The sequence below is a fragment of the Caenimonas soli genome, from assembly GCF_013155545.1.
Taxonomy (GTDB): Bacteria; Pseudomonadota; Gammaproteobacteria; order Burkholderiales; family Burkholderiaceae_C; genus Ramlibacter; species Ramlibacter soli.
Genome location: NZ_JABJVV010000006.1, coordinates 43,006 through 67,362, shown reverse-complemented (window position 1 = coordinate 67,362; position 24,357 = coordinate 43,006). Strand labels below are relative to the sequence as shown.

Here is a 24,357-nt window from a genome sequence, read left to right as displayed (position 1 = left end):
GACCCCATGTTTGCATTGTTTGAAGAAGCCGGGAAATTCCAGGCGGGGCGGGTGTTGTCCGAAGCGGAGTCGTCGGCCCAGGTCGAGCTCGACAGCGGCAAGCGGGTCAAGGTCAAGGCCGCCAGCATCCTGCTGAAATTCGAGAAGCCCTCGCCCGCGGAGCTGATGCGCGAGGCCCAGGCCCTGGCGCAGACCATCGAGCTGGAACTGGCCTGGGAGTTCGCCCCCCAGGAAGAATTCGGCTTTGCCGACCTGGCGCGCGACTATTTCAGCGAGAAGGCCACTCTGGCGCAGCAAGCGGGCGCTCTGCTGCGCCTGTTCGAGGCGCCGCACTATTTCCGCCGCGCCGGCAAGGGCCGCTTCAAGAAGGCGCCCGCCGAAATCCTGCAGCAGGCGCTGGCTGCGATCGAGAAGAAAAAGCAGGTCCAGGCCCAGATCGCAGGATGGGCGGCGGAGCTGGCCGCCGGCAGCTGCCCCGCTCCCATCCGCGAACAGCTGTTCAAGATACTGTTCAAGCCCGACAAGAACGCATCCGAATACAAGGCGGTCGTCGAAGCCTCCCGCGCCACGCAGACCGCGCCGCTGGACCTGCTCAAACACGCCGGTGCCATCGCGTCTCCCTACCAGTTCCACTGGCAGCGATTCCTGTTCGAGAACTTCCCCAAGGGGACCGCGTTCCCGCCGCTGCAGGCGCCCGCCATCAAGGACGAACTGCCGCTGGCCGATGTGCAGGCGTTCTCCATCGACGACTCGAGCACGACCGAGATCGACGACGCGCTTTCGGTCCAGGGCCTGGGCTCGGGAACCGTGACGGTAGGCATCCACATCGCGGCGCCCGGCCTGGTGCTGCAGCCCTCCAGCGCCGTCGACCAGGTCGCCCGCCAGCGCCTCTCCACGGTGTACATGCCGGGCTACAAGATCACCATGTTGCCCGACGACGTGGTTCAGGCCTACACCTTGCAGGAGGGCCGCGACTGCCCGTCCGTCTCGCTGTACGCCACCTTCGACGAAGCCACGCTGGCCCTCAAGGACACCCAGACGCGGCTGGAGCGCGTGCCGATCAGGGTGAACCTTCGCCACGACCAGCTCGACGCCGTCGTCACCGAGGAGTGGCTGCAAGAGCCCTCCGCGGGAACCGAGGCCGCCCCGCAACTGTCGGGGCTCCATCCCCAGCTGTCCTTCCTGTACCGGCTGGCCCTGCACCTCAAGTCGCTGCGCGAGTTGGTGCGCGGCAAGCCCGAGAACTTCAACCGCCCCGATTACAACTTCCGCCTGGTCGGCAATGACGGCGCGGAGCCCGTCGGTGACGAGCAGGTGGAGATCAGCGTGCGCCGGCGCGGCGCGCCGCTGGACCTGATCGTGGCCGAGGCGATGATCCTGGCCAACAGCACCTGGGGCAACTGGCTGGGCGAACTCGGCGTGCCGGCGATCTACCGCAGCCAGGCGAGCATGGCCCCCGGCGTCAAGGTGCGCATGGGCACCAAGGCTCTGCCGCACGCTGGCATCGGCGTCAAGAGCTACGCATGGAGCACGTCTCCGTTGCGCCGATACACCGACCTCGTGAACCAGTGGCAGATCATCGCGGCGGCACGACATGGTCGGACCGCAGCCCTGGCTGCTCCGTTCAAGCCCAAGGATGCGGAGCTTTTTTCCATCATCTCGGGGTTCGACGCCGCTTATTCCGCCTACAACGCGCATCAGGCGGGAATGGAACGCTTCTGGACGCTCAAGTACCTGGAGCAGCAAGGCATCGACGAACTGGTGGGCACGCTGTTCAAGGAAGGCTTGGTGCGGGCCGACGACCTGCCCCTGGTGCTGCCGGTGCTGGGCGGCTCCGACTTGCCGCGCGGCGCCAAGCTGCGGATCAAGCTCGGCGACATCGATCCGATCACCCTGGACGTGAGGGGCACGGTCCTCGAACGCCTGGATGTAACGCCCGAGCCCGTGGAAGCCGAGGAAGAGGCCGAGGACGAACCCGTGGCCGGCCCGATTGCCATCGCCGTCGATGTCGAGGACACTGGCGAGACTCCCGCTGTCTCCGGGGATAATCCGTCTTCGTGAATTTGCGTTCGTTCAGTACCCTGCAGATCGCGCTCGGCGTCTCCTTTGCCGTGCATGCCGTCCTCCTGACGGTGCGCTTCGTCGACCCCGAGAGCTTCAACCGGGTTTTCCAGGACACTCCCCTCGAAGTGATCCTGGTCAACACCAAGACCCACGAGAAAGCCGACAAGGCCCGCGCCATCGCCCAGACCTCCCTGGCCGGCGGAGGCGAGGCCGCCAAGGGCCATGCCACTTCGCCCTTGCCGCCCTCTGCGCTCACCGAGATGGGCGACGCGGCGGAAGACGCGCAGAAGAAGGTCGAGGCCATGCAGGAGCAGCAGACCTTGCTGCTGGCGCAGGTGCGCAAGATGCTGGCGGCCCTGCCGCCGCCCGATCCGAAGCAACCCGCCAACAACCCGCAGGCAGTGGCGCGCGAGGACAAGCGCCGCCAGCTGCTGAAGATGCTGGCCGAGATCGAACGGCGGATCAACGAAGAAAACGCCCGGCCCAAGAAGCGCTACATCAGCCCCTCCACCCGCGAAGAGGTGTATGCCATCTACTACGACGGGCTGCGCCGCAAGATCGAGGAGAAAGGCACGCACAACTTCCCCGAGGTTGCGGGCAAGAAGCTTTACGGCGAACTGACCATGATCGTCACCGTCAATTTCGACGGCAAGGTGCTGGACACCGAAGTGGCCGAAACCTCGGGCAGCCTCGTGCTCGATCGCCGCGCTAAGAGCATCGCCCGCAGCGCCGGGCCGTTCGGCCGCTTCAGCGATGCCATGCGCCGCAAGGCCGACCAGATCGTCGTGGTGTCGCGCTTCAAGTTCACCCGCGACGAAACGCTGGAAACCAAGCTGACCGACCGATGACGACCGACCTGTACTGCGTCATGGGAAACCCCGTGGAACACAGCAAGTCGCCGTGGATCCACGCCCGTTTCGCGCAACTCACCGGCCAGGATCTGCAGTACGTCAAGCGGCTGATTCCGTTGGATGGTTTTCGCAAGTCCGTGCAGGCGTTCCGCGCCGAGGGCGGCAAAGGCTGCAATGTCACGGTGCCGTTCAAATTCGAAGCGGCGCCGCTGGCCACCCAGCTGACGCCGCGCGCCGAGCTGGCGGGCGCCTGCAACACGCTGCGCTTCGACGGCGACGAAGTCTTTGCCGACAACACCGACGGCGTGGGCCTGGCCAACGACATCGCGCGCAACGCGGGTGTCGCTCTTGCCGGCCGCGACGTGCTGCTGATCGGCGCCGGCGGCGCGGCCTCGGGCGTGCTGGGGCCTTTGATAGAGGCCAAGCCGCGGCGCATCGTCGTCGCCAACCGCACCCAGGCCAAGGCCGGTGTCCTGATCGAGCGGCATTCGGCTCTTGCCGCGCGGCACGGCGTGCGGCTGGAGGCGCCCGAGCTGCACGAGGTTCGCGACGCATTCGACGTGGTGATCAACGCCACGACCACCAGCATGAGCGGCGCGGGGGTCCCGGTGCCCCCCGGCGTGCTCAAGCCCGGCGCACTGGCCTGCGACATGATGTACGGCCCCGCCGCGCAGGGTTTCCTGGATTGGGCGCGGCAGCACGGCGCCGTGGCGCGTGACGGCCTGGGGATGCTGGTGGAACAGGCGGCCGAGGCCTTCCTGATCTGGCGCGGGGTACGCCCGCCCTCCGCCCAGGTGCTGGCCGAGCTGCGCGCCACGCTGGCTTGAGCCCGCGATGAAGGCCCTGCTCCGCTTGATCGCCCTGCTGCTGGTGGCGGGCGCCGCTTTGCAGGTTTTTTTCGTGGCCCGCATCGCGCTGGCGGCCACTGTCGATCCGCAGTCCACCAGCTTCCAGCGGTCCGAGGCCTGGCGCATCGCCACGCAAAAAGGGCAGCTGCGCTGGCGCCAGCAGTGGCTGCCTTACGACGAGATCTCCGACAACCTCAAGCGCGCGGTCATCGCGTCCGAGGACGGCAGCTTCACCAACCACGACGGCGTGGACTGGGAGGCGATCGAAAAGGCCTGGCAGCGCAATACCCAGGCCGAGGAACGCGCTGCGCGGCAAAAGCCGCGACAGGTGACGCGCTCCCAGCTGGCGCCCACCGCCAAGCGCCCCAAGATCGTCGGCGGATCCACCATCACGCAGCAGCTGGCCAAGAACCTGCTGTTGTCCGGCGAGCGCACCCTGCTGCGCAAGGGGCAGGAGTTCGTGCTGGCGTTCGCGCTGGAGAGGATGCTGAGCAAGGAACGCATCCTGGAGATCTACCTGAACAGCGTGGAATGGGGCGAAGGTGTGTTCGGCGCCGAGGCCGCCGCCCGCCACTACTACCGCAAGAGCGCATCGCAGCTGTCCGCCTATGAAGCGGCGCGCCTGGCGGTGATGCTGCCGCGGCCCAAGTACTTCGAGAAAGTCCCCCACTCGGGCTACCTCTCCAATCGGGCCTCGACCATCGCGGCCCGCATGCGCGACGCCGAGCTGCCCTAGGGCGGCCCCCGCGGGCGGCCCTATGATCGCGCCATGCTGGCCAAACTGATGAGCTTGTTACTCCTGGGCATCGTGCGCATGCTCACGGGCGCCCAGGCGCGCTGGTACGGCTGCCCGCCCAAGGCGGAGCAGCGAATCTATTTCGCCAACCACCAGAGCCACGCCGACCTGGTGATGATCTGGGCGGCCTTGCCTGAAGAACTTCGCAGCATCACCCGGCCCATCGCCGCCAAGGATTACTGGACCAAGACGCCTTTCAAGCAGTGGATCACCACGGCGGTCTTCAATGCGGTTTACGTGGAACGCGAGCGCAAGGGCGACGAAGACCCGCTGCAACCGCTGGTGGACGCGCTGGAAGCCGGCGATTCGCTGATCATCTTTCCCGAGGGCACGCGCGGCCATGCCGAAGAGCCGCAGCCGTTCAAGGCAGGCCTGTACAACCTGGCACAGAGGTTTCCACAGGTGGTGCTGGTGCCGGCCTGGATCGACAACATCCAGCGGGTCATGCCCAAGGGCGAAGTCGTGCCGGTGCCGATTCTCTGCTCCGTGACCTTCGGCTCGCCGATCCGGCTGGAGGCCGAGGAAGAGCGCCGAGCGTTCCTCGACCGCGCGCGGCAAGCCGTTATCGCACTGCGCGAGGTCTAAGCTTGAACCAGTTCCTGCGCGAACTCACGCCCACCCAGCAGGTGGCCGCGCTGTTCATCATCGTTTTCGGGATCCTCGTCGTGGTGAGCGTGACGGCCTTCCTGTTCACGTTCCGCGAGCGCGCCACCGACCACGACGACGCCTGGCACGCGGAGCTGAAGAACTTCCGCAATCTCCTGGGCACCTCCTGGTTCATGGTCGTCATCTTCTGGATGGCCTGGGCCGCGGGCGACACCGTGGCCACGGTGCTGTTCGCGCTGATCGCATTCTTTGCGCTGCGCGAGTTCATCACCTTGTCGCCCACCCGCAGGGGTGACCACCGCAGCCTGATCCTGGCATTCTTCGTGGTGCTGCCCATCCAGTTCTGGCTGGTGGGCACGGAGCACTTCGACCTGTTCACGGTGTTCATTCCGGTCTACGTATTCCTGGCGATTCCCGTGGTGAGCGCGCTGGCCGGCGATACCCAGCGATTCCTCGAGCGCAATGCCAAGCTGCAATGGGGCATCATGGTCTGCATCTACGGCATGAGCCATGTGCCGGCCCTGTTGCTGCTGGACTTCAAGAACTACCAGGGCAAGGGCGCCTTCATGGTGTTCTTCCTGGTGCTGGTGGTGCAGACCTGCATGCTGGTGCAGCATCTGCTCACCCGCCGCCTCAAGCGCCCGCCCAGTGCCCCGGAGGTGAGCAAGAGCTTCAACTGGTACAGCTGGATGCTGGGCATGCTCGTGGGTAGCCTCGTCGGCGGCGTGTTCTCCTTCATCACCCCGTTCAAACCGGGCCAGGCGCTGGCGATGGCTTTCGTCGCATGCGTGGCCGGCTCCATGGGGCACCTGGTGATGAAGGCCCTGAAGCGCGATCGCGGCGTCACGGCCTGGGGCCAGCGCGGCATGTCGGTCACGGGCGCCAATGGCTTGTTGGACCGGGTGGACGCCCTATGCTTCGCGGCGCCGATATTTTTTCATTCGGCGCGCTGGTATTTCGGTGCCTGACGCACAATGAAAGCCGTGAGAATCCTCGGCATCGATCCCGGCCTGCAAACCACCGGCTTCGGCGTGGTCGACGCCACCGGCCACACGCTCACCTACGTCGCCAGCGGCACCATCACCACCACCCACCTGGACCGCGGCAACCTGCCGGCCCGGTTGAAAGTGCTGTTCGACGGCATCGCGCAGGTCAAGGAGCGTTACCAGCCCGACGTCGCGGCGGTGGAAATCGTCTTCGTCAATGTGAACCCGCAAGCCACCCTCCTGCTGGGCCAGGCGCGAGGCGCCTGCGTCACGGCGCTGGTGTCGTGCGATCTCGCCGTCGCCGAATACACCGCACTTCAGATGAAGCAGGCCGTGGCCGGCCATGGCAAGGCCGCCAAGGCGCAGGTGCAGGAAATGGTCAAGCGGCTGCTTCGGCTACCCGGGCTGCCCGGCCAGGACGCGGCCGATGCCCTGGGCCTGGCCATTACGCACGCCCACGCGGGGGCGTCGATGGACCGCATCGCACAAGCCACGGCCACGGCGCGCAAGACCAGCGGCATGTACAAGGGTGGGCGGACCTACTGAGGCTGGGCCGCGCGGGTGCTCGCTATCCCAGCTGTTCCAGGAACAACACCAGGAAGAAGCCGAAGGCCGCGATCAGCGTCCATTTGAGGATCACGAGGCCAAAGCGTTTGAAGCGCGCCTCGCCCGTGCCGGCATAGAAGGCAAAGGAAACGCCGGCCGCCAGCAGGAACAGCAGGATGGCCCAGCGAAACAGCAGCATTCAGGGCCTGCTTACCAGGCGCGTACCGGTTGCGCGAAACCCGCGGGCGCCTGCTTCTCGTTGTCGAAGGTGACGACTTCGTACGCCGACTCCTGCGACAGCAGTTCGCGCAGCAGCTTGTTGTTCAGCGCGTGGCCCGATCGGAAGGCGCTGTAGGAGGCGAGCAAAGGCTTGCCAATGAGGTACAGGTCTCCCATGGCGTCCAGGATCTTGTGCTTGACGAACTCATCGTCGTAGCGCAGGCCGTCGGTATTGAGGACGCGGTAGTCGTCCATCACCACGGCGTTGTCGAGGCCGCCGCCCAGGGCGAGGCCGCTGGCGCGCATCGTCTCCAGGTCCTTGGTGAACCCGAAGGTGCGGGCCCGCGCAATGTCGCGCGCGTAGGAACCCGAACTCAGGTCGAACTCCACCCGCTGGCCCGTGGAATCGACGACTCGATGCGCGAAATCGATCTCGAAGCTCAGCTTGAAGCCGTGATAAGGATCCAGGCGCGCCCACTTCAGGTTGTCGCCCTGCCCTTCGCGCACCTCGACCGGCCGCAGCACGCGGATGAACCGGCGCGGGGCCTTCTGCAATTCAATCCCGGCGCTTTGCAGCAGGAAGACGAAGGAAGCTGAGGAACCGTCGAGGATGGGGACTTCCTCGGCGGTGATGTCGACGTACAGGTTGTCCAACCCGAGGCCGGCGCAGGCCGACATCAGGTGTTCAACCGTGTGCACCTTGGCGCCGCCGCTGGAGATGGTGGAAGCCAGCCGCGTATCCGTCACGGCCTCCGCCGACACCGGGATGTCGACGGGGCTGGGAAGGTCGGTGCGGCGGAACACGATGCCGGTGTCCGGCTGGGCCGGGCGCAGCGTCAGCTCGACCCGCTGGCCGCTGTGCAGGCCGACACCGACGGCCTTGGTCAGGGACTTGAGGGTTCGTTGCTGGAGCATGCGAACGATTTTACTTCCCCCTCAGTCCGCCTGCTTGCGCAGGAACGCGGGGATCTCGAAATCGTCCATGCCCCCGTTGGAGAGCGCATCCACCTTGGCGGCTGCCTGGGTGCGGTTGGTGCGCCAGACGCTGGGCACGGCCATCCCGCCGTAGTCGGGCTGCGAGCTGTGGCCGTGCGATGCCGATCCGGGGCCGCCGACGACGGTGTTGATGGTCGGCACGTTGAACGGCACGTTGTCGGTACCGGTGCGCAGCACCTGCAGCGGCGGAGCCGTGCGGCGCTGGCCCTGGCGCGACAGGCCGGTGGCCACCACGGTGACGCGAACCTCATCGCCCAGGTTGTCGTCGTAGGCCGTGCCGTAGATCACATGCGCATCGGGCGAAGCGTAGGCGCGGATGGTGTTCATCGCCAGCTTCGACTCCGACAACTTCAGGCTGCCCTTGGCCGCGGTGATCAGCACCAGCACGCCCTTGGCGCCCGACAGGTCGATGCCTTCCAGCAGCGGGCAGGCGACGGCCTGCTCGGCGGCGATGCGGGCGCGATCCGGGCCGTTGGCCACAGCCGTGCCCATCATGGCCTTGCCGGGTTCGCCCATCACCGTGCGCACGTCCTCGAAGTCCACGTTCACGTGGCCGGGCACATTGATGATTTCGGCGATGCCGCCCACGGCGTTCTTGAGAACGTCGTTGGCGTGGGCAAAGGCCTCGTCCTGGGTGATGTCGTCGCCCAGCACCTCGAGCAGCTTCTCGTTGAGCACCACGATCAGCGAATCGACATTGGCTTCGAGTTCGGCCAGCCCGTTGTCGGCATTGGTCATGCGGCGCCCGCCTTCCCAGTCGAAGGGCTTGGTCACCACCCCGACGGTCAGGATGCCCATCTCCTTGGCGATGCGCGCGATCACCGGCGCCGCGCCGGTGCCGGTGCCGCCGCCCATGCCGGCCGTGATGAACAGCATGTGAGCGCCGTTGATCGCCGTGCGAATGTCGTCCACCGCCAGTTCCGCCGCCTCGCGGCCCTTTTCGGGCTTGCTGCCGGCGCCCAGGCCGCTTTGGCCCAGCTGGATGGTCTTGTGCGCGGGCGTGCGGGCCAGGGCCTGCGCGTCCGTGTTGGCGCAGATGAATTCCACGCCCTGGACGGCGCGGGCAATCATGTGCTCCACCGCGTTGCCGCCGCCACCGCCGACGCCGATCACCTTGATCTGGGTGCCCAGGTGGAACTCTTCGACCTCAATCATTTCGATGCTCATTTTGTAATCTCCTGAATCCGTTGCAGTTGCCAATTTGAAAGATTGTTGTGTGCCATGAACGCCTAGGCCGGTGGATCGGTGCACCGCCATCGCTCCTTTCTATTTCTAGTGGGGGCCATCTTTAGAAATTCCCCACGATGAAGTCCTTGAAGCGGCCGAAGGCCGTCTTCATCGATCCGTTTTTCTGCGCAACCTTGAAGCCACGCAGCCGCGCCATGCGAGCCTCTTCGAGCAGGCCCATGACGGTGGCGGCACGCGCCTGCGACACCATGTCGGACAGCGCGCCGCGGTACTTCGGCACGCCGCGGCGCACCGGCTTGAGGAAGATGTCCTCGCCCAGCTCGACCATGCCCGGCATCACCGCGCTGCCACCGGTGATGACGATGCCGGAGGACAGCACTTCTTCGTAGCCCGACTCGCGCACGACCTGCTGCACCAGCGAGAAAATCTCTTCGATGCGCGGCTCGATCACGCCGGCCAGGGCCTGCTTGGACAGCATGCGCGGGCCGCGGTCGCCCAGGCCCGGGACCTCGACCTGCTGCTCCGGGTCGGCCAGCAATTGCTTGGCATAGCCGCTTTCGACCTTGATGTCCTCGGCGTCCTTGGTCGGCGTGCGCAGGGCCATCGCGATGTCGCTGGTGATCAGGTCGCCGGCGATCGGGATCACGGCCGTATGCCGGATCGCGCCGTTGGTGAAGATCGCCACGTCGGTGGTGCCGGCGCCGATGTCGACCACGGCCACCCCCAGTTCGCGCTCGTCATCGGTCAGCACCGCCAGGCTCGAAGCCAGCGGGTTGAGCATCAGCGCCTCCACCTCCAGGCCGCAGCGGCGCACGCACTTGATGATGTTTTCGGCCGCGCTCTGGGCGCCGGTGACGATGTGCACCTTGGCTTCCAGGCGGATACCGCTCATGCCGATCGGCTCCTTCACGTCCTGGCCGTCGATCACGAATTCCTGGGGCTCGACCAGCAGCAGGCGCTGGTCGGTGGAGATGTTGATGGCCCGCGCCGTCTCGACCACGCGCGCCACGTCGGCGGGCGTGACTTCCTTGTCCTTCACGGCCACCATGCCGCTGGAGTTGATGCCGCGGATATGGCTGCCGGTGATGCCGGTGTAGACGCGGGTGATCTTGCAATCGGCCATCAGCTCGGCCTCTTTCAAGGCCTGCTGGATGCTCTGCACCGTGGCGTCGATGTTCACCACCACGCCGCGCTTGAGGCCGTTGGACGCGGCCACGCCCAGGCCCGCCAGCTTGAGCTCGCCGCCGGGCAGGACCTCGGCCACCACCACCATCACCTTGGCGGTTCCGATGTCCAGTCCTACGACCAGGTCCTTGTATTCTTTAGCCATGTTCTTTTCGTGCCTGTAGTTCTATTTCTTTGCCGCGTCGGGGCTGGTCGTGCCGACGCCCCTCAATCGCACCGCATAGCCGTCGCCGTGGCGCAGGTCGGCCGACACCAGGGCGTCGGGTCGCCGACCGTTGCGCGAGGTCACCTGGGTGAGCGTCTGCACGAACCGCTGCGCACGGGCCGACACTTCTTCGGGACTGCCCCGGCCCAGTTCGATCACGGCGCCGGTGTCCAGTTCCAGCTGCCAGCTTCCGCGCGCCGTGAGCGTCAGGCGATCCGCGGTCAGCTCCAGCGGCTCGAACAGCGGCTTGACGGCCTGGTACATGGCGAGCACTTGCGCGGACTGGCCGTCCGGGCCCACCAGCCGCGGCAGCCCTTCCTGCTCGACGTCGCCGGCGTTGGCCTCGAAGACCTCGCCGAAGTTGTTGACCAGCCGCGATTCGCTTTCGCTGCCCCACAGGGCGACGGCCTGGTGCTCCTGCAACTGCACCCGCAGCCGGTTGGGAAACTCGCGGCGCACGATGGCCTGGCGCACCCAGGGCACATCCTCGAAGGCCTGGCGCGCAGCGGCGAGGTTCACGGTGAAGAAGTTGCCGGCCAGCCGCGGCGCGACGTTGGCGCGCAGGGTCACGGCGCTGTTGTGCGCTACGTCGCCTTGCACCGTGATGCCCGCGATGGAAAAGAGCGGGTGGCGCAGCGCCCACCACATGACCGCCGCCAGCAGCAGGACGACGCAAGCCGACAACAGCACCGTGGCGGTGATGTTCATCAGCTTGACGTCGAACGGTGCGGGCAGGGTCGCGCTCATTTCGTGGCCGTCCCCTTCTCTTGATCCAGCGAGGCCGAAGCCAGCAGCTGGACGCACAGATCCTCGTAGCTGATGCCATCGGCACGCGCCGACATCGGCACCAGCGAATGCCCGGTCATGCCGGGCGAGGTATTGATCTCCAGCAGGTAGGGCTTGCGCGTGGCGGCATCGATCATCACGTCGACGCGCCCCCAGCCGCGGCAGCCCAGCACCCGGTAGGCCTTGACCACGATTTCCTGGATCGCCTGCTCCTCGCCTGCGGGCAGGCCGCAGGGCACGAGGTACTGGGTGTCGTCGGTGAAGTACTTGTTCTGGTAGTCGTAGTTGCCCTCGGGCGCCACGATGCGGATCACAGGCAGGGCGCGCGCGCTGTCGCCGGAGCCCAGGACCGGGCAGGTCACTTCGTCGCCGCTGATGAACTGCTCGCACAGCACATCGGTGTCGAGCGCGGCGGCCTGGTCCACGGCATCGGCCATTTCAGAGTAGCCCTGCACCTTGGCCACGCCGATGGACGAGCCTTCGCGGGCCGGCTTGACGATCAGCGGCAGGCCCAGGTCGTCGGGGATGGCTATCACCTGCTGGCGGTCGTAGGCGCCCCGGCGCAGCAACGTGTACCGCGGCGTCGGCAGCCCCTCGGCCAGCCAGACGCGCTTAGTCATGACCTTGTCGATGGAAATGCTCGAAGCCATCACGCCCGAGCCCGTGTACGGGATGCCCAGCAACTCGAGTGCGCCCTGCACGGTGCCGTCTTCGCCGAAGCGGCCATGCAGCGCGATGAAGCAGCGCTGGAATCCCTCGCGCTTGAGTTCCGACAAGTCGCGCTCGGCCGGATCGAAGGCGTGGGCATCCACGCCTTTCGATTGCAGCGCCTTGAGCACACCGCTGCCCGACATCAACGAGACCTCGCGTTCAGCCGAATGGCCGCCCATGAGCACGGCGACCTTGCCGAAGCCCTTTGAATCTTTTTTGCCTGCGGTCATGCGCCGCCTCCTGTTTCCGCCAGCTTGGCCGGCACGCCGCCTATCGATCCGGCACCCATGCACATCACCACGTCGCCGTCGCGGACCATTTCCTGGATGGCCGCCGGCATGGCCGCGATGTCATCCACGAACACGGGCTCGACCTTGCCGGCCACGCGCACCGCGCGCGCCAATGAACGGCCATCGGCGGCGACGATGGGCGCCTCGCCGGCCGCATACACCTCGGCCAGCAGCACCGCGTCGGCCTGGCTGACCACCTTGACGAAATCCTCGAAGCAGTCACGGGTGCGGGTGTAGCGGTGCGGCTGGAACGCCAGCACCAGGCGGCGGCCCGGAAACGCGCCGCGCGCGGCCGCCAGCGTGGCCGTGATCTCGACCGGGTGGTGGCCGTAGTCCTCGATCAGGGTGAAGTGGCCCCCACCGTTCGCGGCAGTCACCGGCACGTCGCCGTAGCTCTGGAAGCGGCGGCCCACACCCTTGAATTCGGCCAGCGCCTTGCACACCGCCTCGTCGGGGACGTTGAGCTCCACCGCGACGGCGATGGCCGAAAGCGCATTGAGCACGTTATGGTGCCCGGCGAGGTTCAGCTTGACCTGGAGGTCGGGCAGCGTCACGCCGTTGCGCCGCTGCACGGTGAAATGCATTTGCCCGCCCACAGGGCGTATGTCGACGGCCCGCACCTGGGCCTCTTCGCTGACGCCGTAGCTGGTCACCGGGCACTGCACGTCGGGGACGATGTCGCGCACCGCCGGATCGTCGATGCACAGGATCGCCGTGCCGTAGAAAGGCATGCGGTGCAGGAATTCGAGGAATGCACCCTTGAGCTTGCCGAAGTCGTGCCCATAGGTTTCCATGTGGTCCGCATCGATGTTGGTCACCACGGCCATCACCGGCATCAGATTCAGGAACGAAGCATCGGACTCGTCCGCCTCGACGACGATGTAATCGCCACTGCCCAGCTTGGCGTTGGCGCCCGCGCTGTTCAGGCGCCCGCCGATCACGAAGGTGGGGTCCAAACCGCCTTCGGCCAGCACGCTGGCCACCAGGCTGGTGGTCGTTGTCTTGCCATGGGTGCCGGCGATCGCGATGCCCTGCTTCAGGCGCATCAGCTCCGCCAGCATCATCGCCCGCGGCACGACGGGAATCACGCGCTTGCGCGCGGCCAGCACCTCGGGGTTGTCGGCCTGCACGGCCGTGGATGTGACCACCGCGTCGGCACCGATGATGTGGCTGGCCGCGTGGCCCACATAGGTCTTGATGCCCAGCGCCTGCAGCCGGCTCAGGGTCGGGCTGTCATGCAGGTCGGAGCCCGAGATCAGGTAACCCTGGTTGCGCAGCACCTCGGCGATGCCGGACATGCCGGCGCCGCCGATGCCAACGAAGTGAATATGTTTGACGGCGTGTTTCATTTGCGGACCAACTCTTCGCAGGCCGCGACCACTTCGGCCGTGGCGTTGACTCTTTGCATGGCCTTGGCGGCCAGCGCGCGCCGGATCAATTCCGGCCGCTCGATTTTCTGGATCAGGTCGGCCAGCCACTCGGGGCTGAGATCGCGCTGCTGCACCAGCCAGCCGCCACCGGCATCGACCAGGAACCGGGCATTGGTCGTCTGGTGATCGTCCACGGCCGAGGGGAACGGCACGAACACCGCCGCCGCTCCCACGGCCGCGATCTCGGTCACCGTGCTGGCGCCGGCGCGGCAGACGATGAGATCGGCCTGCGCGTAGGCCTGCGCCGTGTCGTCGATGAAAGGTGTGAGTTCGGCCTGCACACCGGCGACGGCGTAGTTCGCACGCAGCTCGTCGATCTGCTTGGCGCCGCTCTGGTGAAGCACCGTCGGGCGCTTTTCCGCCGGAATCATCGCCAGCGCCTTCGGCACCGTATCGTTCAAGGCCCGCGCGCCCAGGCTGCCCCCCACCACCAAGAGTCGCAGCGGCCCCGTGCGCGAGCCGAGGCGCTCCGCCGGTCCGGGCTGCTGCACGAAGGCGGGACGCAGCGGATTGCCGACCCAGGCTGCCTTCTTGAACACGTTGGGGAAAGCCGTGAATACGCGATCGGCCACGCCCGCCAGAACCCTGTTGGCCATCCCGGCAATGGAGTTCTGTTCGTGCAGCACCAGCGGCTTGCCCAGCAGCACACTCATCATGCCGGCGGGGAAGGTGATGTAGCCGCCCAGGCCGATCACGACGTCGGGCTGGACCCGGCGCACGACCTGGATGCTCTGCCAGAAGGCCTGCAGCAGGCGCAGCGGCAGAAAGAACAAGGTCTTCACGCCCTTGCCACGCACGCCCGAGAAGGCAATGGTTTCGAAGGCGAAGCCGCGCGGCGGCACCAGCTGGCTTTCCATGCTGCCGGGCCCGCCCAGCCAGTGGACTCGCCACGAGCGTTCGCGCAGCGCCTCGGCCACCGCGAGCCCCGGGAAGATATGGCCGCCGGTACCGCCGGCCATGACAAGAGCGCAGCGCTGGCTCATCGCCGCCCTCCCCGCATCAGAACCTTGTTCTCGTAGTCGATCCGCAGCACCACGGAAATCGCCACCAGGTTCATCAGGATGGCGGAGCCGCCGTAGCTCATCAGCGGCAAGGTGAGTCCCTTGGTCGGCAGCGCGCCCAGGTTCACGCCCATGTTGATGAAGGCCTGGAAGCCGATCCAGATGCCGACCCCCTGTGCCACGAGCCCGGCGAAGACACGATCCAAGGCGATGGACTGGCGGCCGATGTGCATGATGCGGCGGGTCATCCACAGAAATGCGACGATCACCGCAAGGACGCCGATCAGGCCGAATTCCTCGCCAATCACCGCCAGCAGGAAGTCGGTATGGGCTTCAGGCAACCAGTGCAGCTTCTCCACGCTGCCACCCAGGCCGACGCCAAAGATCTCGCCGCGCCCGATGGCGATGAGCGAATGGGAGAGCTGGTAGCCCTTGCCCAGTGCGTGCTTTTCGCTCCAGGGATCCAGGTAGGCGAAGATGCGCTCGCGACGCCAGTCCGACAGCGCGATCATCAGCACGAAGGCGACCGTCATCACCGCGGCGATCAGGAAGAACATGCGGGCGTTGACGCCGCCCAGGAACAGGATGCCCATGGCGATCACGGCAATGACCATGAAGGCGCCCATGTCCGGCTCGGCCAGCAGCAGCAGCCCCACGATGGCCACGGCCGCGGCCATGGGCAGCACGGCGCGGAAGAACCGCTCCTTGACGTCCATCTTGCGGACCATGTAGTCGGCCGCGTAGAGCAGCACCGCGAACTTCGCCAGCTCGGAGGGCTGGAAGCTCATGAAGCCCAGGGTGATCCAGCGCCGGGCGCCGTTCACTCCCTTGCCCACGTGCGGGATCAGCACCACCACCAGCAGGAGCAGGGAAAGCACGAACAGCCAGGGAGCCACCTTCTCCCAGGTAGTCATGGGCACCTGAAACGCGAGCAGAGCGACGATGAACGACAGCACCATGAAGGCCGCGTGGCGCAGCAGGAAATGAGTGTGGGCGTAGCGCGCGAACTTCGGATTGTCCGGGAGCGCGATCGAGGCCGAATACACCATCACCAGGCCGAACGCCAGCAACGCCACCGTGACCCACAGCAGGGCCTGGTCGAAGACCTGCACCCGCACCGGCTGCGCGGCGCGGCCGTAACCCAGGCGTTGGGCGAAGGCGTTCATTCGGTGCCGTCCAGTTCCACGCCGGCCTGCTCGGCGGTGGCGCGCACAGCGGCGCGGAACACCTGGGCGCGGTGCGGGTAGTCCCGGAACATGTCGAAGCTGGCGCAGGCCGGGGACATCAGCACGGCATCGCCGGCATGGGCGCGTTGCGTGGCCAGCGAAACCGCCTGCTCCATTGACTCCGCGTCCAGCAAGGGCACGCCGGTCGGCTCGAGCACCGCACGGATCTGAGGTGCATCGCGTCCGATCAGCACGGCGGCCCGGGCGTGGCGCGACACCATGGGTGCCAACGGCGAGAAATCCTGGCCCTTGCCGTCGCCGCCGAGAATGACCACGACCTTGCGCTCGGCGCCCAGGCCCTGCAGTGCCGCCACGGTGGCGCCCACGTTGGTGCCCTTGCTGTCGTCGAAGTATTCGATCTGGTTGATGATGCCGACCGACTCCACCCGATGCGGCTCGCCGCGATATTCCCGCAGGCCATAGAGCATGGGGCCGAGCGCGCAGCCGGCGGCGCTCGCCAGCGCCAGGGCCGACAGCGCATTGACGGCGTTGTGGCGGCCGCGGATGCGCAAGGCGTCGGCGGGCATCAGGCGCTGGAAGTGCAATTCCTCGTCGATGTCCTTGCGCTTTTTCAGCGTCTCGTCGGCTTCCAGCGCCCGCACCAGCCAAGCCATGCCATTGACGACCTCGATGCCGAAGTCGCCCGGCCGCTGCGGCATATCGGCGCCAAAGGTCAGATACGGACGCTGCTCCATCTTGCCGCCCTTGATCCTCACAGCTTCGGGAAGCATCTTCATGACCAGCGGGTCTTCGCGGTTCATCACCATCAGGCCGCTCTTGCCGAACACGCGTGCCTTGGCGTCGGCGTAGGCTTGCATGTCGCCGTGCCAGTCCAGGTGATCCTGCGTCAGGTTCAACACCGCCGCAGCGGTGGGCTCGAAATCACCGGCGGTATCCAGCTGGAAACTCGACAGCTCTATCACCCAGACCTGCGGCAAAGCCGACGCGTCCATCTTTTGCGCCAGCGTGTCCAGCAAGGTGGGGCCGATGTTGCCCGCCACCGCCACGGTGCGACCGCTGCGCTCGACCAGTTGCCCCGTCAAGGCCGTGACCGTGGTCTTGCCGTTGGTGCCGGTGACGGCCAGCACGGCGGGCGCATACGACTGCTGGGCCTTCAAATCCGCCAGTGCGCCGGCGAAAAGGCTCAACTCGCCACCGATCGGCAGCCCGCTTGCGCTGGCCGCGGAGACCACCGGCGCGACTTGCGCCGGCGACAGCCCCGGGCTGCGGAACACGGCCCTGACTCCGTCGTCCAGCAGCGCGGCATCGAAGGCGCCTGCGACGAAGCGCGCCTGCGGTACCTGCTCGCGCAAAGCCGGCAGCTGGGGCGGCGCCTCGCGCGTATCGGCCACGGTGACCTGCGCACCGCAGCGCGCGCACCAGCGGGCCATCGCCAGGCCGGACAGGCCCAGGCCGAGGATGAGAACGTGCTGGTCTTTGAGGTGTTCCACGGGTTACCTCAGCTTCAACGTGGATAGGCCGAGCAGGCACAGCAGCATCGTGATGATCCAGAAGCGCACGACGACCTGCGTTTCGGTCCAGCCGCTCTTTTCGAAGTGGTGGTGCAGCGGCGCCATCTTCAGGATGCGGCGGCCCTCGCCGTATTTCTTCTTGGTGTACTTGAAATACGTCACCTGCGCCATCACGGACATGGCCTCGACGACGAAGATGCCGCCCATGATCGCCAGCACGATTTCCTGCCGCACGATCACCGCGATGGTCCCGAGCGCGCCGCCCAGGGCCAGCGCGCCGACGTCGCCCATGAACACCTGGGCCGGATGCGTGTTGAACCAGAGGAACGCCAATCCCGCGCCCGCCATGGCGGCGCAGAAGATCAGCAGTTCGGCCGACCCCGGGATGTGGGGGAAGAACAGGTACTTGGAATACACGGCGCTGCCGGTCACATAGGCGAAGACGCCCAGCGCCGAGCCCACCATAACCACCGGCATGATCGCCAGCCCGTCCAGGCCGTCGGTTAGGTTCACCGCGTTGCTGGCGCCCACGATCACGAGGTAGGTGAGGATCATGAAACCGAACACGCCCAGCGGGTAGCTCACTTCCTTGAAGAAGGGCAGCAGCAGGCCGGCCTTGGGCGGCAGGTTCACGTCGAAGCCCGATTTCACCCAGGTATAGAACAGCTGGAGCACGCGCCAGTTGGAGCTTTCCGAAATGCTGAACACCAGGTACAGGGCCGCCAGCAAACCGATCAGCGACTGCCAGAAATACTTCTCGCGCGAGCGCATGCCTTCCGGGTCCTTGTGCACGACCTTGCGCCAGTCGTCCACCCAGCCGATGGCGCCGAAGCCCAGCGTCACCGCCAGCACGATCCAGACGAAGCGGTTGGTGATGTCGAACCAGAGCAGCGTGGAAATGGCGATGGACAGCAGCACCAGCACCCCGCCCATGGTCGGGGTACCGCTCTTGACCAGGTGCGACTGCATGCCGTAGCCGCGCACGGGCTGGCCGATCTTGAGCGAAGCCAGGTGCCGGATCACCCACGGCCCGGCGATCAGGCCGATCAGGAGCGAAGTCATTGCCGCCATCACGGCACGGAAGGTGATGTACTGGAACACCCGCAGGAAGCCGAACTCAGGGCTCAGGGTTTGCAGCCAACTGGCCAGGCTAAGCAACATCGGTTGCTCCTTGTTCTTGTTGTTGTGCGAAGGCCGTGATCGCGTCCACCACCCGCTCCATCTTCATGAATCGCGATCCCTTGACCAGGACGCTCGCCACACGCGGCAATTCGGCCAGCACGGCGGCATTGAGCGAGTCGACGTCGGCAAAATGCCGGCCCTTCATCGCCGTCGACTGGTCGCCGAGCGTGAGCAACTGCTCGATACGCCGGGCCCTGGCGTAGTCGCCCACTTCGGCGTGGAACTGCGGCCCCTGGTCCCCCACCTCGCCCATGTCGCCCAGCACCAGCAAACGGGGCCCAGGCAGCTCGGCCAACACATCGACAGCGGCGCGCGCCGAATCCGGGTTGGCGTTGTAGGTGTCGTCGACCAAGGTGATGACGCGGCCGCCCAGCTTCACGCCCAGCGCGCGCGAACGGCCCTTGACCGGCTCGAAGGCTTCCAGGCCTTGCGTGACCGCAGCCGGCGGAACGCCCGCCGCCAGGGCGCAGGCAACCGCGGCCTGCGAGTTGCGCACGTTGTGGCGGCCGGCGATATGGAGTCGGTAGGACAAAAGGCCGGCGGGCGTTTTCACGCTCACCTGCCAATGCCCGCCTTGCCATTCAGTCCCGGCCAAAACGATGTCGGCATGTTGAGCGCCGAAAGTCATGCAGGCCCGCGAGCCCGCCAGTTCCTTCCACAGCGGCGTGAATTCCTCGTCTGCGGGGAATACGGCGACGCCGCTAGCGCCCAGTGCAGCCAGCACCGAGCCGTTTTCTCGCGCCACCGCTTCCACGGTGGCCATGAATTCCTGGTGCTCCCGCTGGGCGTTGTTCACCATGGCGACGGTGGGCGCGGCGATGCCCGCCAGGTAAGCAATCTCGCCTGGATGGTTCATGCCCAGTTCCAGCACCGCGATGCGATGCTCCGCGCGAAGCCGCAGCAGCGTCAGCGGCAGGCCGATGTCGTTGTTGAAATTGCCTTGCGTCGCCAGCATGGCCTGGGGCTGCCAGGCGCGCAGGATGGAGGCGATCATCTGCGTGACGGTGGTCTTGCCGTTGCTGCCGGTGACGGCGATGAGGGGCAGGTCGAACTGCGCGCGCCAGGCGGCCGCGAGCGAACCCAGCGCCAGCTTGCTGTCGTCGACCTCGATCCCCGGAAAGCCCGCGGGCAGTTTGCCGCGATGGGCGATCGCCGCCACGGCGCCCTTGGCCTGGGCTTCGGCCAGGAAATCATTGGCGTCGAATCGCTCGCCCTTGATCGCCACGAACAGGTCGCCCGGCTGCAGCGTGCGGGTGTCGCTGTGGACGCGCTCCACGGACAGCGAGCCGTCGCCCACCAGCTTGCCGCCTGGGATCCATGGCAGCGCCTGGGCCAAGGTGAACATGCCGCTCATTGCGCCCCCCTCGCACGAAGCGCGGCCCGGGCGTGCGCCTGATCCGAGAACGGCAGCTTGACGCCGGCGATCTCCTGGTAGTCCTCGTGCCCTTTGCCCGCGAGCAGCACCACATCCTCGGGTGCCGCCAGCCCGATGGTCTCGGCGATGGCCAGCGCCCGATCGGCCTGCACCTCCACGCATTCCCTGCGCGACAGGCCCAGCAGGATCTGGCTGATGATGTTCTCGGGCTTCTCGCTGCGCGGGTTGTCGCTGGTCACGACCACGCGGTCCGCATTCTTTTCCACCACGGCGGCCATCAGCGGGCGCTTGGTCGGGTCGCGGTCACCGCCGCAGCCGAACACGCACCACAGCTTGCCGCCGCGCTGGTGGGCCAGGGGAGCCAGTGCCTGCAGCGCCTTGTCCAGCGCATCGGGCGTGTGGGCATAGTCCACCGCCACCAGCGGCTTGCCGGGCTCGCTCAGGCGCTCCATGCGCCCGGGCACCGGCAGCAGGCCGGCACAGGCCCGCACCGCCTGTGCCAGCGGCACGCCCATCGCGCGCATGGCGCCAATGACGCCCAGCAGGTTGGATACGTTGTACTGGCCGATCAGGCGGGTGCCCAGCGGATGCCGCTGGGCATCCTCCTGCACCACGAAGCGCAGGCCCTGGTCGTCATAGCCGATGTCGCGGGCCATCAGGCGCGCCGGCTCCGCGCAGGACACCGTCCACAGGTCGAGCTTGCCTCCTTGCAGCGACTGCGAAAGTTCCCGCCCCTTTTCATCGTCCAGATTGACGACGGCAGCCTGCAAGCCCGGCCAGCTGAACAGTTCGAGCTTGGCTTCCCAGTACGCCTCCATCGTGGCGTGATAGTCGAGGTGGTCCTGCGTGAAGTTGGTGAAGACCGCCACGCGGATCTGCGTGCCGTCCAGGCGCCGCTCGACGATGCCCACCGACGAGGCTTCGATCGCACACGCCTTGACGCCCTCTTCCAGGAAGCGGCGGAACTGGCGCTGCAGCAGCACCGGGTCAGGCGTCGTGAGCCCGACGAATTCGACGTGGGGCGGCCGACCCGTGCCCAGCGTGCCGATCAGACCGCAGGGAATGGACTCCGGCGCCAGGTTCGAGAGCGCCTGGGCCAGCCACCAGGCGGTCGAGGTCTTGCCATTGGTGCCGGTGATGGCGAGCACGTCGAGCTGTTCGCTCGGCGCGCCGAAATAAGCTGCAGCGATCGGGCCCGTGGCCGCCTTGAGCTGCGGATAGGCAGCGATGCCCGGCACGCCGAAATCGAACGCTTCCACGCCTTCGCGCTCGACCAGGCACGCAGCCGCACCCTGGGCCAGCGCGGCATGCACATGCTTGCGCCCGTCGGTCGCCGCGCCCGGCCAGGCGATGAAACCGTCGCCCGAGGTGATCTTGCGGCTGTCGCACTGCAGCGTGCCGGTTACCCGGCTGCGCAGCCATTGAGCGGCTTCCTGGGGGCTGTGGAGTTCGAGCATCAGAACGACTCCTCCACCGCTTGCACCACGATCTGCGGCTTGACGTTCATGTCGGGCTGCACGCCCAGCATGCGCAAGGTCTGCTGCACCGTGGCGCTGAATACCGGCGCGGCCACGTCGCCGCCGAAATACTTGCCGCCGCTGGGCTCGTCGATCATCACCGCCACCACGATGCGCGGCTTTTCCACCGGCGCGATGCCTACGAAGAAGCCGCGGTACTTCTTGTCGGCATAGCCCTTGCCTTCCTGCTTGTGGGCAGTGCCGGTCTTGCCACCCACCGAGTAACCCATGGTCTGGGCCTTGGGCGCGGTGCCGCCCGAAAGCGTCGCAAGGTGCAGCATGTGGCGCACTGCCTGCGCGTTCTTCGGGTCCAGCACGCGGATGCCGGCTGCACTGTCCTCGGACTTGAGGAGGGTCACGGGCACCAGATCGCCGTCGCGCGCGAACACCGTGTAGGCGCGGGCCAACTGGAACAGGCTGCCGGACAGGCCGTAGCCATAGCTCATCGTGGCCTGCTCGATGGGCCGCCAGGTCTTGTAGGGCCGAAGCTTGCCGCTGACGGCGCCGGGGAAAGGCAGCTGCGGCTTCTGGCCGAGCCCGACCTGCGAGAACATCTCCCACATATCGCGCGGCTGCAGCTGCATGGCCATCTTCACCGTGCCGACGTTGCTGGACTTCTGGATGATCTCGTTGACGGTCAGCAGGCCGTGGGGATGCGCGTCTCCGATGGTCGAGCCGCCGATGGTCAGGCGTCCGGGCGCGGTCTGGATCACCGTTTCCGGCCGCACCAGGCCCTTTTCCAGCGCCAGCGCGGCGATGAAAGGCTTCATGGTCGAGCCGGGCTCGAAGGTGTCGGTGAGTGCCCGGTTGCGCAGCTGCGCACCGGAGAGATTCTGGCGCTTGTTCGGCACGTAGCTCGGGTAGTTGGCCAGCGCCAGCACTTCGCCGCTGGCCACGTCCAGCACGACCACGCTGCCCGCCTTGGCCTTGTTTTCCAGCACTGCGTCGCGCAGCTTCTGGTAGGCGAAGAACTGGACCTTGCTGTCCACGGAAAGCTGGAGGTCGCGCCCGTCCACCGGCGGGACCTGCTCGCCCACGTCCTCGACGATACGGCCAAGACGGTCCTTGATCACGCGGCGCGAGCCGGGCCGGCCGGCCAGTGCCTTGTCGAACGCGAGTTCCATGCCTTCCTGGCCGTGGTCCTCGACGTTGGTGAAGCCCACCACATGGGCGGCGGCCTCGCCTTCCGGGTACTGGCGCTTGTATTCCTTGCGCTGATAGATGCCCTTGATGTTCAGGGCCGCGATCTGCTGCGCCACGGCCTCGTCCACCTGGCGCTTGAGCCAGACGAAATTCTTGTCTTCGTCTTCGAGCTTCTTTTCCAGCTCGGCCAGCGGCATCTCCAGCAACCTCGCCAGCTTCGCGAGCTTGGCCTTGTCGCGCTCCAAGTCCTCCGGGATGGCCCAGATGCTGGGAACTGGCACGCTGGTGGCGAGCAGGAGGCCATTGCGATCCAGGATGCGACCGCGGTTGGCGGGCAGCTCCAGCGTGCGGGCAAAACGCACTTGGCCCTGCTTCTGGAAGAAATCGTTGGCGAACACCTGGACCCAGGCTGCGCGCCCGGCCAATGCGGCAAAGCCCAGGGCGATCGCAGCCACGATGAACTTGCTGCGCCATACGGGCGTCTTGCTCGCCAAGAGCGGGCTGGAGGTGTAGGCCACGCTACGGCTCATGGCGTACCCACGGCCGGCGCTGGCGCCGGCCCCTTCATGTTGACGTACTGGGTGATGGCCGGCGTCGCAGGGCGCATCTGCAACTGCTCCTTGGCCAGCTTCTCCACGCGCAGCGGTGTGGCCTGCCCGCGCTTTTCGACTTGCAGGCGCTCGTGCTCGATCTGCAGCCTGCGCGACTCGACCAGGGTCTTGTCGACCTCGGCGAACAGCCGGCGCGACTCGTACTGGGTGCGCACCAGGTACAGCGCACTCACCAGCACGGCGATCAGCAGGACGAGATTGAGGCGCGTCATTGCACTTCCGTCCTCTCGGCCACGCGCATGATGGCGCTACGCGAGCGCGGATTGGCCTTCACCTCTTCGGCCGATGGCTTGATACGGTCCAGTGCCTTCAGCTTCATGGCCTTGGGCGGGGCAAAAGGCGCCCGGCGATCGAAGACCTCGCGCGAATGCTGCGCGATGAACTGCTTGACGATGCGGTCTTCCAGCGAATGAAAGCTGATCACCACGAGACGTCCATGCGACTGGAGGATGTCCAAGCTGGCCTCTAGCGCCTGTTGCAGCTCTTCAAGCTCGGCATTGATGAAAATCCGAAGAGCCTGAAATGTGCGCGTTGCAGGGTCCTGGCCCGGCTCGCGGGTTTTGACCGTGCCAGCCACGAGTTGGGCCAGCTCGGCGGTGGTTGCAAGAGGGCCCCGCTCCTGTCGGCGAGCCACAATCGCCTTTGCAATCTGAACAGCAAACCGTTCTTCGCCATATTCACGTATCACCTCCGCGATCTGCCCGGCCTCCGCCGTGGCGAGCCACTCGGCCACGCTCTCGCCCCGCGTGGTGTCCATGCGCATGTCCAGGGGCCCGTCGCCCCGAAAGGAAAAGCCGCGCGCCGGGTTGTCGATCTGGGGCGAACTCACGCCCAGGTCCATCAGCACCCCGGCCACGCTCGCGGCCGGCAGCTCGCCCAGATGGGCAAAGCCCTCGTGCCGTATCGAAAAGCGCGGGTCGTCGATACGGCCGGCCTCGGCGATCGCATCGAGGTCCTTGTCGTACGCCATCAGGCGGCCCTGCGGACCCAGCCTCGACAGGAGCAGGCGCGAGTGGCCACCGCGGCCGAATGTTGCGTCCACGTAGGTTGAATCCGGCTTGGTGAAAAGAGCTGCTACTGCTTCGTTCAACAAGACGGTGGTGTGTTGCCATTTGCTTTCCAC

At 66.6% G+C, this 24,357-nt stretch carries 23 protein-coding genes; 7 read left to right on the top strand and 16 right to left on the bottom strand.

The features are described 5' to 3' along the window. The first annotated feature begins 6 nt into the window (after window positions 1-6). Genes HNE04_RS10675 through ruvC form a run of 7 tightly spaced genes read left to right on the top strand, consistent with a single transcriptional unit; the run spans window position 7 to window position 6,697 of the window. Window positions 7-2,061: a ribonuclease catalytic domain-containing protein gene (locus HNE04_RS10675; RefSeq protein WP_172218638.1), complete on the top strand. Its 2,055-nt coding sequence runs from the start codon at window positions 7-9 to the stop codon at window positions 2,059-2,061. A 2-nt stretch (window positions 2,062-2,063) separates the two neighbouring features. Then, window positions 2,064-2,912 carry an energy transducer TonB gene (locus HNE04_RS10670; RefSeq protein ID WP_172219111.1) on the top strand — a complete coding sequence of 283 codons (849 nt, stop codon included), beginning with the start codon at window positions 2,064-2,066 and terminating at the stop codon, window positions 2,910-2,912. Continuing rightward, window positions 2,909-3,742 (top strand): shikimate dehydrogenase, encoded by an 834-nt coding sequence (gene aroE / locus HNE04_RS10665; protein WP_172218636.1) that lies wholly within the window; start codon window positions 2,909-2,911, stop codon window positions 3,740-3,742. The genes HNE04_RS10670 and aroE overlap by 4 nt, the downstream gene beginning before the upstream one ends. 7 nt (window positions 3,743-3,749) lie before the next feature. Continuing rightward, window positions 3,750-4,499 (top strand): transglycosylase domain-containing protein, encoded by a 750-nt coding sequence (locus HNE04_RS10660; protein ID WP_172218634.1) that lies wholly within the window; start codon window positions 3,750-3,752, stop codon window positions 4,497-4,499. A 33-nt stretch (window positions 4,500-4,532) separates the two neighbouring features. Continuing rightward, window positions 4,533-5,144: a lysophospholipid acyltransferase family protein gene (locus HNE04_RS10655; protein ID WP_172218632.1), complete on the top strand. Its 612-nt coding sequence runs from the start codon at window positions 4,533-4,535 to the stop codon at window positions 5,142-5,144. Window positions 5,145-5,146: 2 nt separating this feature from the next. After that, window positions 5,147-6,133 carry a phosphatidate cytidylyltransferase gene (locus tag HNE04_RS10650; RefSeq protein ID WP_172218630.1) on the top strand — a complete coding sequence of 329 codons (987 nt, stop codon included), beginning with the start codon at window positions 5,147-5,149 and terminating at the stop codon, window positions 6,131-6,133. 15 nt (window positions 6,134-6,148) lie between these two features. After that, window positions 6,149-6,697 carry a crossover junction endodeoxyribonuclease RuvC gene (gene ruvC, locus HNE04_RS10645; protein ID WP_172218628.1) on the top strand — a complete coding sequence of 183 codons (549 nt, stop codon included), beginning with the start codon at window positions 6,149-6,151 and terminating at the stop codon, window positions 6,695-6,697. 22 nt (window positions 6,698-6,719) lie between these two features. Here ruvC and HNE04_RS10640 read toward each other — a convergent pair whose 3' ends face one another. From HNE04_RS10640 to rsmH, 16 genes are all read right to left on the bottom strand, one after another. Beyond that, window positions 6,720-6,896: a hypothetical protein gene (locus HNE04_RS10640; protein ID WP_172218626.1), complete on the bottom strand. Its 177-nt coding sequence runs from the start codon at window positions 6,894-6,896 to the stop codon at window positions 6,720-6,722. Between the two features lie 11 nt (window positions 6,897-6,907). Further along, a complete protein-coding gene (gene lpxC, locus HNE04_RS10635; protein ID WP_172218624.1) occupies window positions 6,908-7,831 on the bottom strand; it encodes a UDP-3-O-acyl-N-acetylglucosamine deacetylase in 924 nt (307 codons plus the stop codon). Window positions 7,832-7,852: 21 nt separating this feature from the next. Beyond that, window positions 7,853-9,079: a cell division protein FtsZ gene (gene ftsZ / locus HNE04_RS10630; protein WP_172218622.1), complete on the bottom strand. Its 1,227-nt coding sequence runs from the start codon at window positions 9,077-9,079 to the stop codon at window positions 7,853-7,855. A gap of 121 nt (window positions 9,080-9,200) precedes the next feature. Then, window positions 9,201-10,430 (bottom strand): cell division protein FtsA, encoded by a 1,230-nt coding sequence (ftsA, locus tag HNE04_RS10625; protein ID WP_172218620.1) that lies wholly within the window; start codon window positions 10,428-10,430, stop codon window positions 9,201-9,203. A 21-nt stretch (window positions 10,431-10,451) separates the two neighbouring features. Next, on the bottom strand, window positions 10,452-11,237 hold the full coding sequence (locus HNE04_RS10620) for a cell division protein FtsQ/DivIB (protein ID WP_172218618.1): 786 nt from the start codon (window positions 11,235-11,237) through the stop codon (window positions 10,452-10,454). Continuing rightward, window positions 11,234-12,217 carry a D-alanine--D-alanine ligase gene (locus HNE04_RS10615; RefSeq protein ID WP_172218616.1) on the bottom strand — a complete coding sequence of 328 codons (984 nt, stop codon included), beginning with the start codon at window positions 12,215-12,217 and terminating at the stop codon, window positions 11,234-11,236. The genes HNE04_RS10620 and HNE04_RS10615 overlap by 4 nt, the downstream gene beginning before the upstream one ends. After that, window positions 12,214-13,626 (bottom strand): UDP-N-acetylmuramate--L-alanine ligase, encoded by a 1,413-nt coding sequence (gene murC, locus HNE04_RS10610; RefSeq protein WP_207717530.1) that lies wholly within the window; start codon window positions 13,624-13,626, stop codon window positions 12,214-12,216. The genes HNE04_RS10615 and murC overlap by 4 nt, the downstream gene beginning before the upstream one ends. Further along, entirely contained in the window at window positions 13,623-14,690 is a 1,068-nt protein-coding gene (gene murG, locus HNE04_RS10605) for an undecaprenyldiphospho-muramoylpentapeptide beta-N-acetylglucosaminyltransferase (protein ID WP_172218614.1), read from the bottom strand. The genes murC and murG overlap by 4 nt, the downstream gene beginning before the upstream one ends. Then, entirely contained in the window at window positions 14,687-15,874 is a 1,188-nt protein-coding gene (ftsW, locus tag HNE04_RS10600) for a putative lipid II flippase FtsW (protein WP_172218612.1), read from the bottom strand. The genes murG and ftsW overlap by 4 nt, the downstream gene beginning before the upstream one ends. Beyond that, entirely contained in the window at window positions 15,871-17,385 is a 1,515-nt protein-coding gene (gene murD / locus HNE04_RS10595) for a UDP-N-acetylmuramoyl-L-alanine--D-glutamate ligase (RefSeq protein ID WP_172218610.1), read from the bottom strand. Before murD ends, ftsW begins: the two co-directional genes overlap by 4 nt. Before the next feature lie 3 nt (window positions 17,386-17,388). Continuing rightward, window positions 17,389-18,567 (bottom strand): phospho-N-acetylmuramoyl-pentapeptide-transferase, encoded by a 1,179-nt coding sequence (gene mraY, locus HNE04_RS10590; protein ID WP_172218608.1) that lies wholly within the window; start codon window positions 18,565-18,567, stop codon window positions 17,389-17,391. Beyond that, window positions 18,557-19,933, bottom strand: coding sequence for a UDP-N-acetylmuramoyl-tripeptide--D-alanyl-D-alanine ligase (locus tag HNE04_RS10585; protein ID WP_172219108.1), 1,377 nt, complete (start codon window positions 19,931-19,933; stop codon window positions 18,557-18,559). Before HNE04_RS10585 ends, mraY begins: the two co-directional genes overlap by 11 nt. 5 nt (window positions 19,934-19,938) lie before the next feature. After that, the gene (locus HNE04_RS10580) at window positions 19,939-21,420 is read right to left on the bottom strand and encodes a UDP-N-acetylmuramoyl-L-alanyl-D-glutamate--2,6-diaminopimelate ligase (protein WP_172218606.1); all 1,482 of its coding nucleotides are present in this window, start codon (window positions 21,418-21,420) and stop codon (window positions 19,939-19,941) included. Then, the gene (locus tag HNE04_RS10575; protein ID WP_172218604.1) at window positions 21,420-23,153 is read right to left on the bottom strand and encodes a peptidoglycan D,D-transpeptidase FtsI family protein; all 1,734 of its coding nucleotides are present in this window, start codon (window positions 23,151-23,153) and stop codon (window positions 21,420-21,422) included. The genes HNE04_RS10580 and HNE04_RS10575 overlap by 1 nt, the downstream gene beginning before the upstream one ends. Then, the gene (gene ftsL / locus HNE04_RS10570) at window positions 23,150-23,446 is read right to left on the bottom strand and encodes a cell division protein FtsL (RefSeq protein ID WP_172218602.1); all 297 of its coding nucleotides are present in this window, start codon (window positions 23,444-23,446) and stop codon (window positions 23,150-23,152) included. Before ftsL ends, HNE04_RS10575 begins: the two co-directional genes overlap by 4 nt. After that, window positions 23,443-24,357, bottom strand: coding sequence for a 16S rRNA (cytosine(1402)-N(4))-methyltransferase RsmH (rsmH, locus tag HNE04_RS10565; RefSeq protein ID WP_172218600.1), 915 nt, complete (start codon window positions 24,355-24,357; stop codon window positions 23,443-23,445). The genes ftsL and rsmH overlap by 4 nt, the downstream gene beginning before the upstream one ends.

Excerpts from the sequence above, each read along its gene's own strand:
- HNE04_RS10580 (WP_172218606.1), bottom strand. The coding sequence starts at position 21,420 with ATGCTCGAACTCCACAGCCCCCAGGAAGCCGCTCAATGGCTGCGCAGC.
- ftsA (WP_172218620.1), bottom strand. The coding sequence starts at position 10,430 with ATGGCTAAAGAATACAAGGACCTGGTCGTAGGACTGGACATCGGAACC.
- HNE04_RS10655 (WP_172218632.1), top strand. The coding sequence starts at position 4,533 with ATGCTGGCCAAACTGATGAGCTTGTTACTCCTGGGCATCGTGCGCATG.
- HNE04_RS10660 (WP_172218634.1), top strand. The coding sequence starts at position 3,750 with ATGAAGGCCCTGCTCCGCTTGATCGCCCTGCTGCTGGTGGCGGGCGCC.
- lpxC (WP_172218624.1), bottom strand. The coding sequence starts at position 7,831 with ATGCTCCAGCAACGAACCCTCAAGTCCCTGACCAAGGCCGTCGGTGTC.
- HNE04_RS10675 (WP_172218638.1), top strand. The coding sequence starts at position 7 with ATGTTTGCATTGTTTGAAGAAGCCGGGAAATTCCAGGCGGGGCGGGTG.
- murC (WP_207717530.1), bottom strand. The coding sequence starts at position 13,626 with ATGAAACACGCCGTCAAACATATTCACTTCGTTGGCATCGGCGGCGCC.
- ftsL (WP_172218602.1), bottom strand. The coding sequence starts at position 23,446 with ATGACGCGCCTCAATCTCGTCCTGCTGATCGCCGTGCTGGTGAGTGCG.
- ftsZ (WP_172218622.1), bottom strand. The coding sequence starts at position 9,079 with ATGAGCATCGAAATGATTGAGGTCGAAGAGTTCCACCTGGGCACCCAG.
- ftsW (WP_172218612.1), bottom strand. The coding sequence starts at position 15,874 with ATGAACGCCTTCGCCCAACGCCTGGGTTACGGCCGCGCCGCGCAGCCG.
- mraY (WP_172218608.1), bottom strand. The coding sequence starts at position 18,567 with ATGTTGCTTAGCCTGGCCAGTTGGCTGCAAACCCTGAGCCCTGAGTTC.
- HNE04_RS10615 (WP_172218616.1), bottom strand. The coding sequence starts at position 12,217 with ATGACCGCAGGCAAAAAAGATTCAAAGGGCTTCGGCAAGGTCGCCGTG.
- HNE04_RS10640 (WP_172218626.1), bottom strand. The coding sequence starts at position 6,896 with ATGCTGCTGTTTCGCTGGGCCATCCTGCTGTTCCTGCTGGCGGCCGGC.
- HNE04_RS10620 (WP_172218618.1), bottom strand. The coding sequence starts at position 11,237 with ATGAGCGCGACCCTGCCCGCACCGTTCGACGTCAAGCTGATGAACATC.
- HNE04_RS10585 (WP_172219108.1), bottom strand. The coding sequence starts at position 19,933 with ATGTTCACCTTGGCCCAGGCGCTGCCATGGATCCCAGGCGGCAAGCTG.
- murG (WP_172218614.1), bottom strand. The coding sequence starts at position 14,690 with ATGAGCCAGCGCTGCGCTCTTGTCATGGCCGGCGGTACCGGCGGCCAT.
- HNE04_RS10575 (WP_172218604.1), bottom strand. The coding sequence starts at position 23,153 with ATGAGCCGTAGCGTGGCCTACACCTCCAGCCCGCTCTTGGCGAGCAAG.
- aroE (WP_172218636.1), top strand. The coding sequence starts at position 2,909 with ATGACGACCGACCTGTACTGCGTCATGGGAAACCCCGTGGAACACAGC.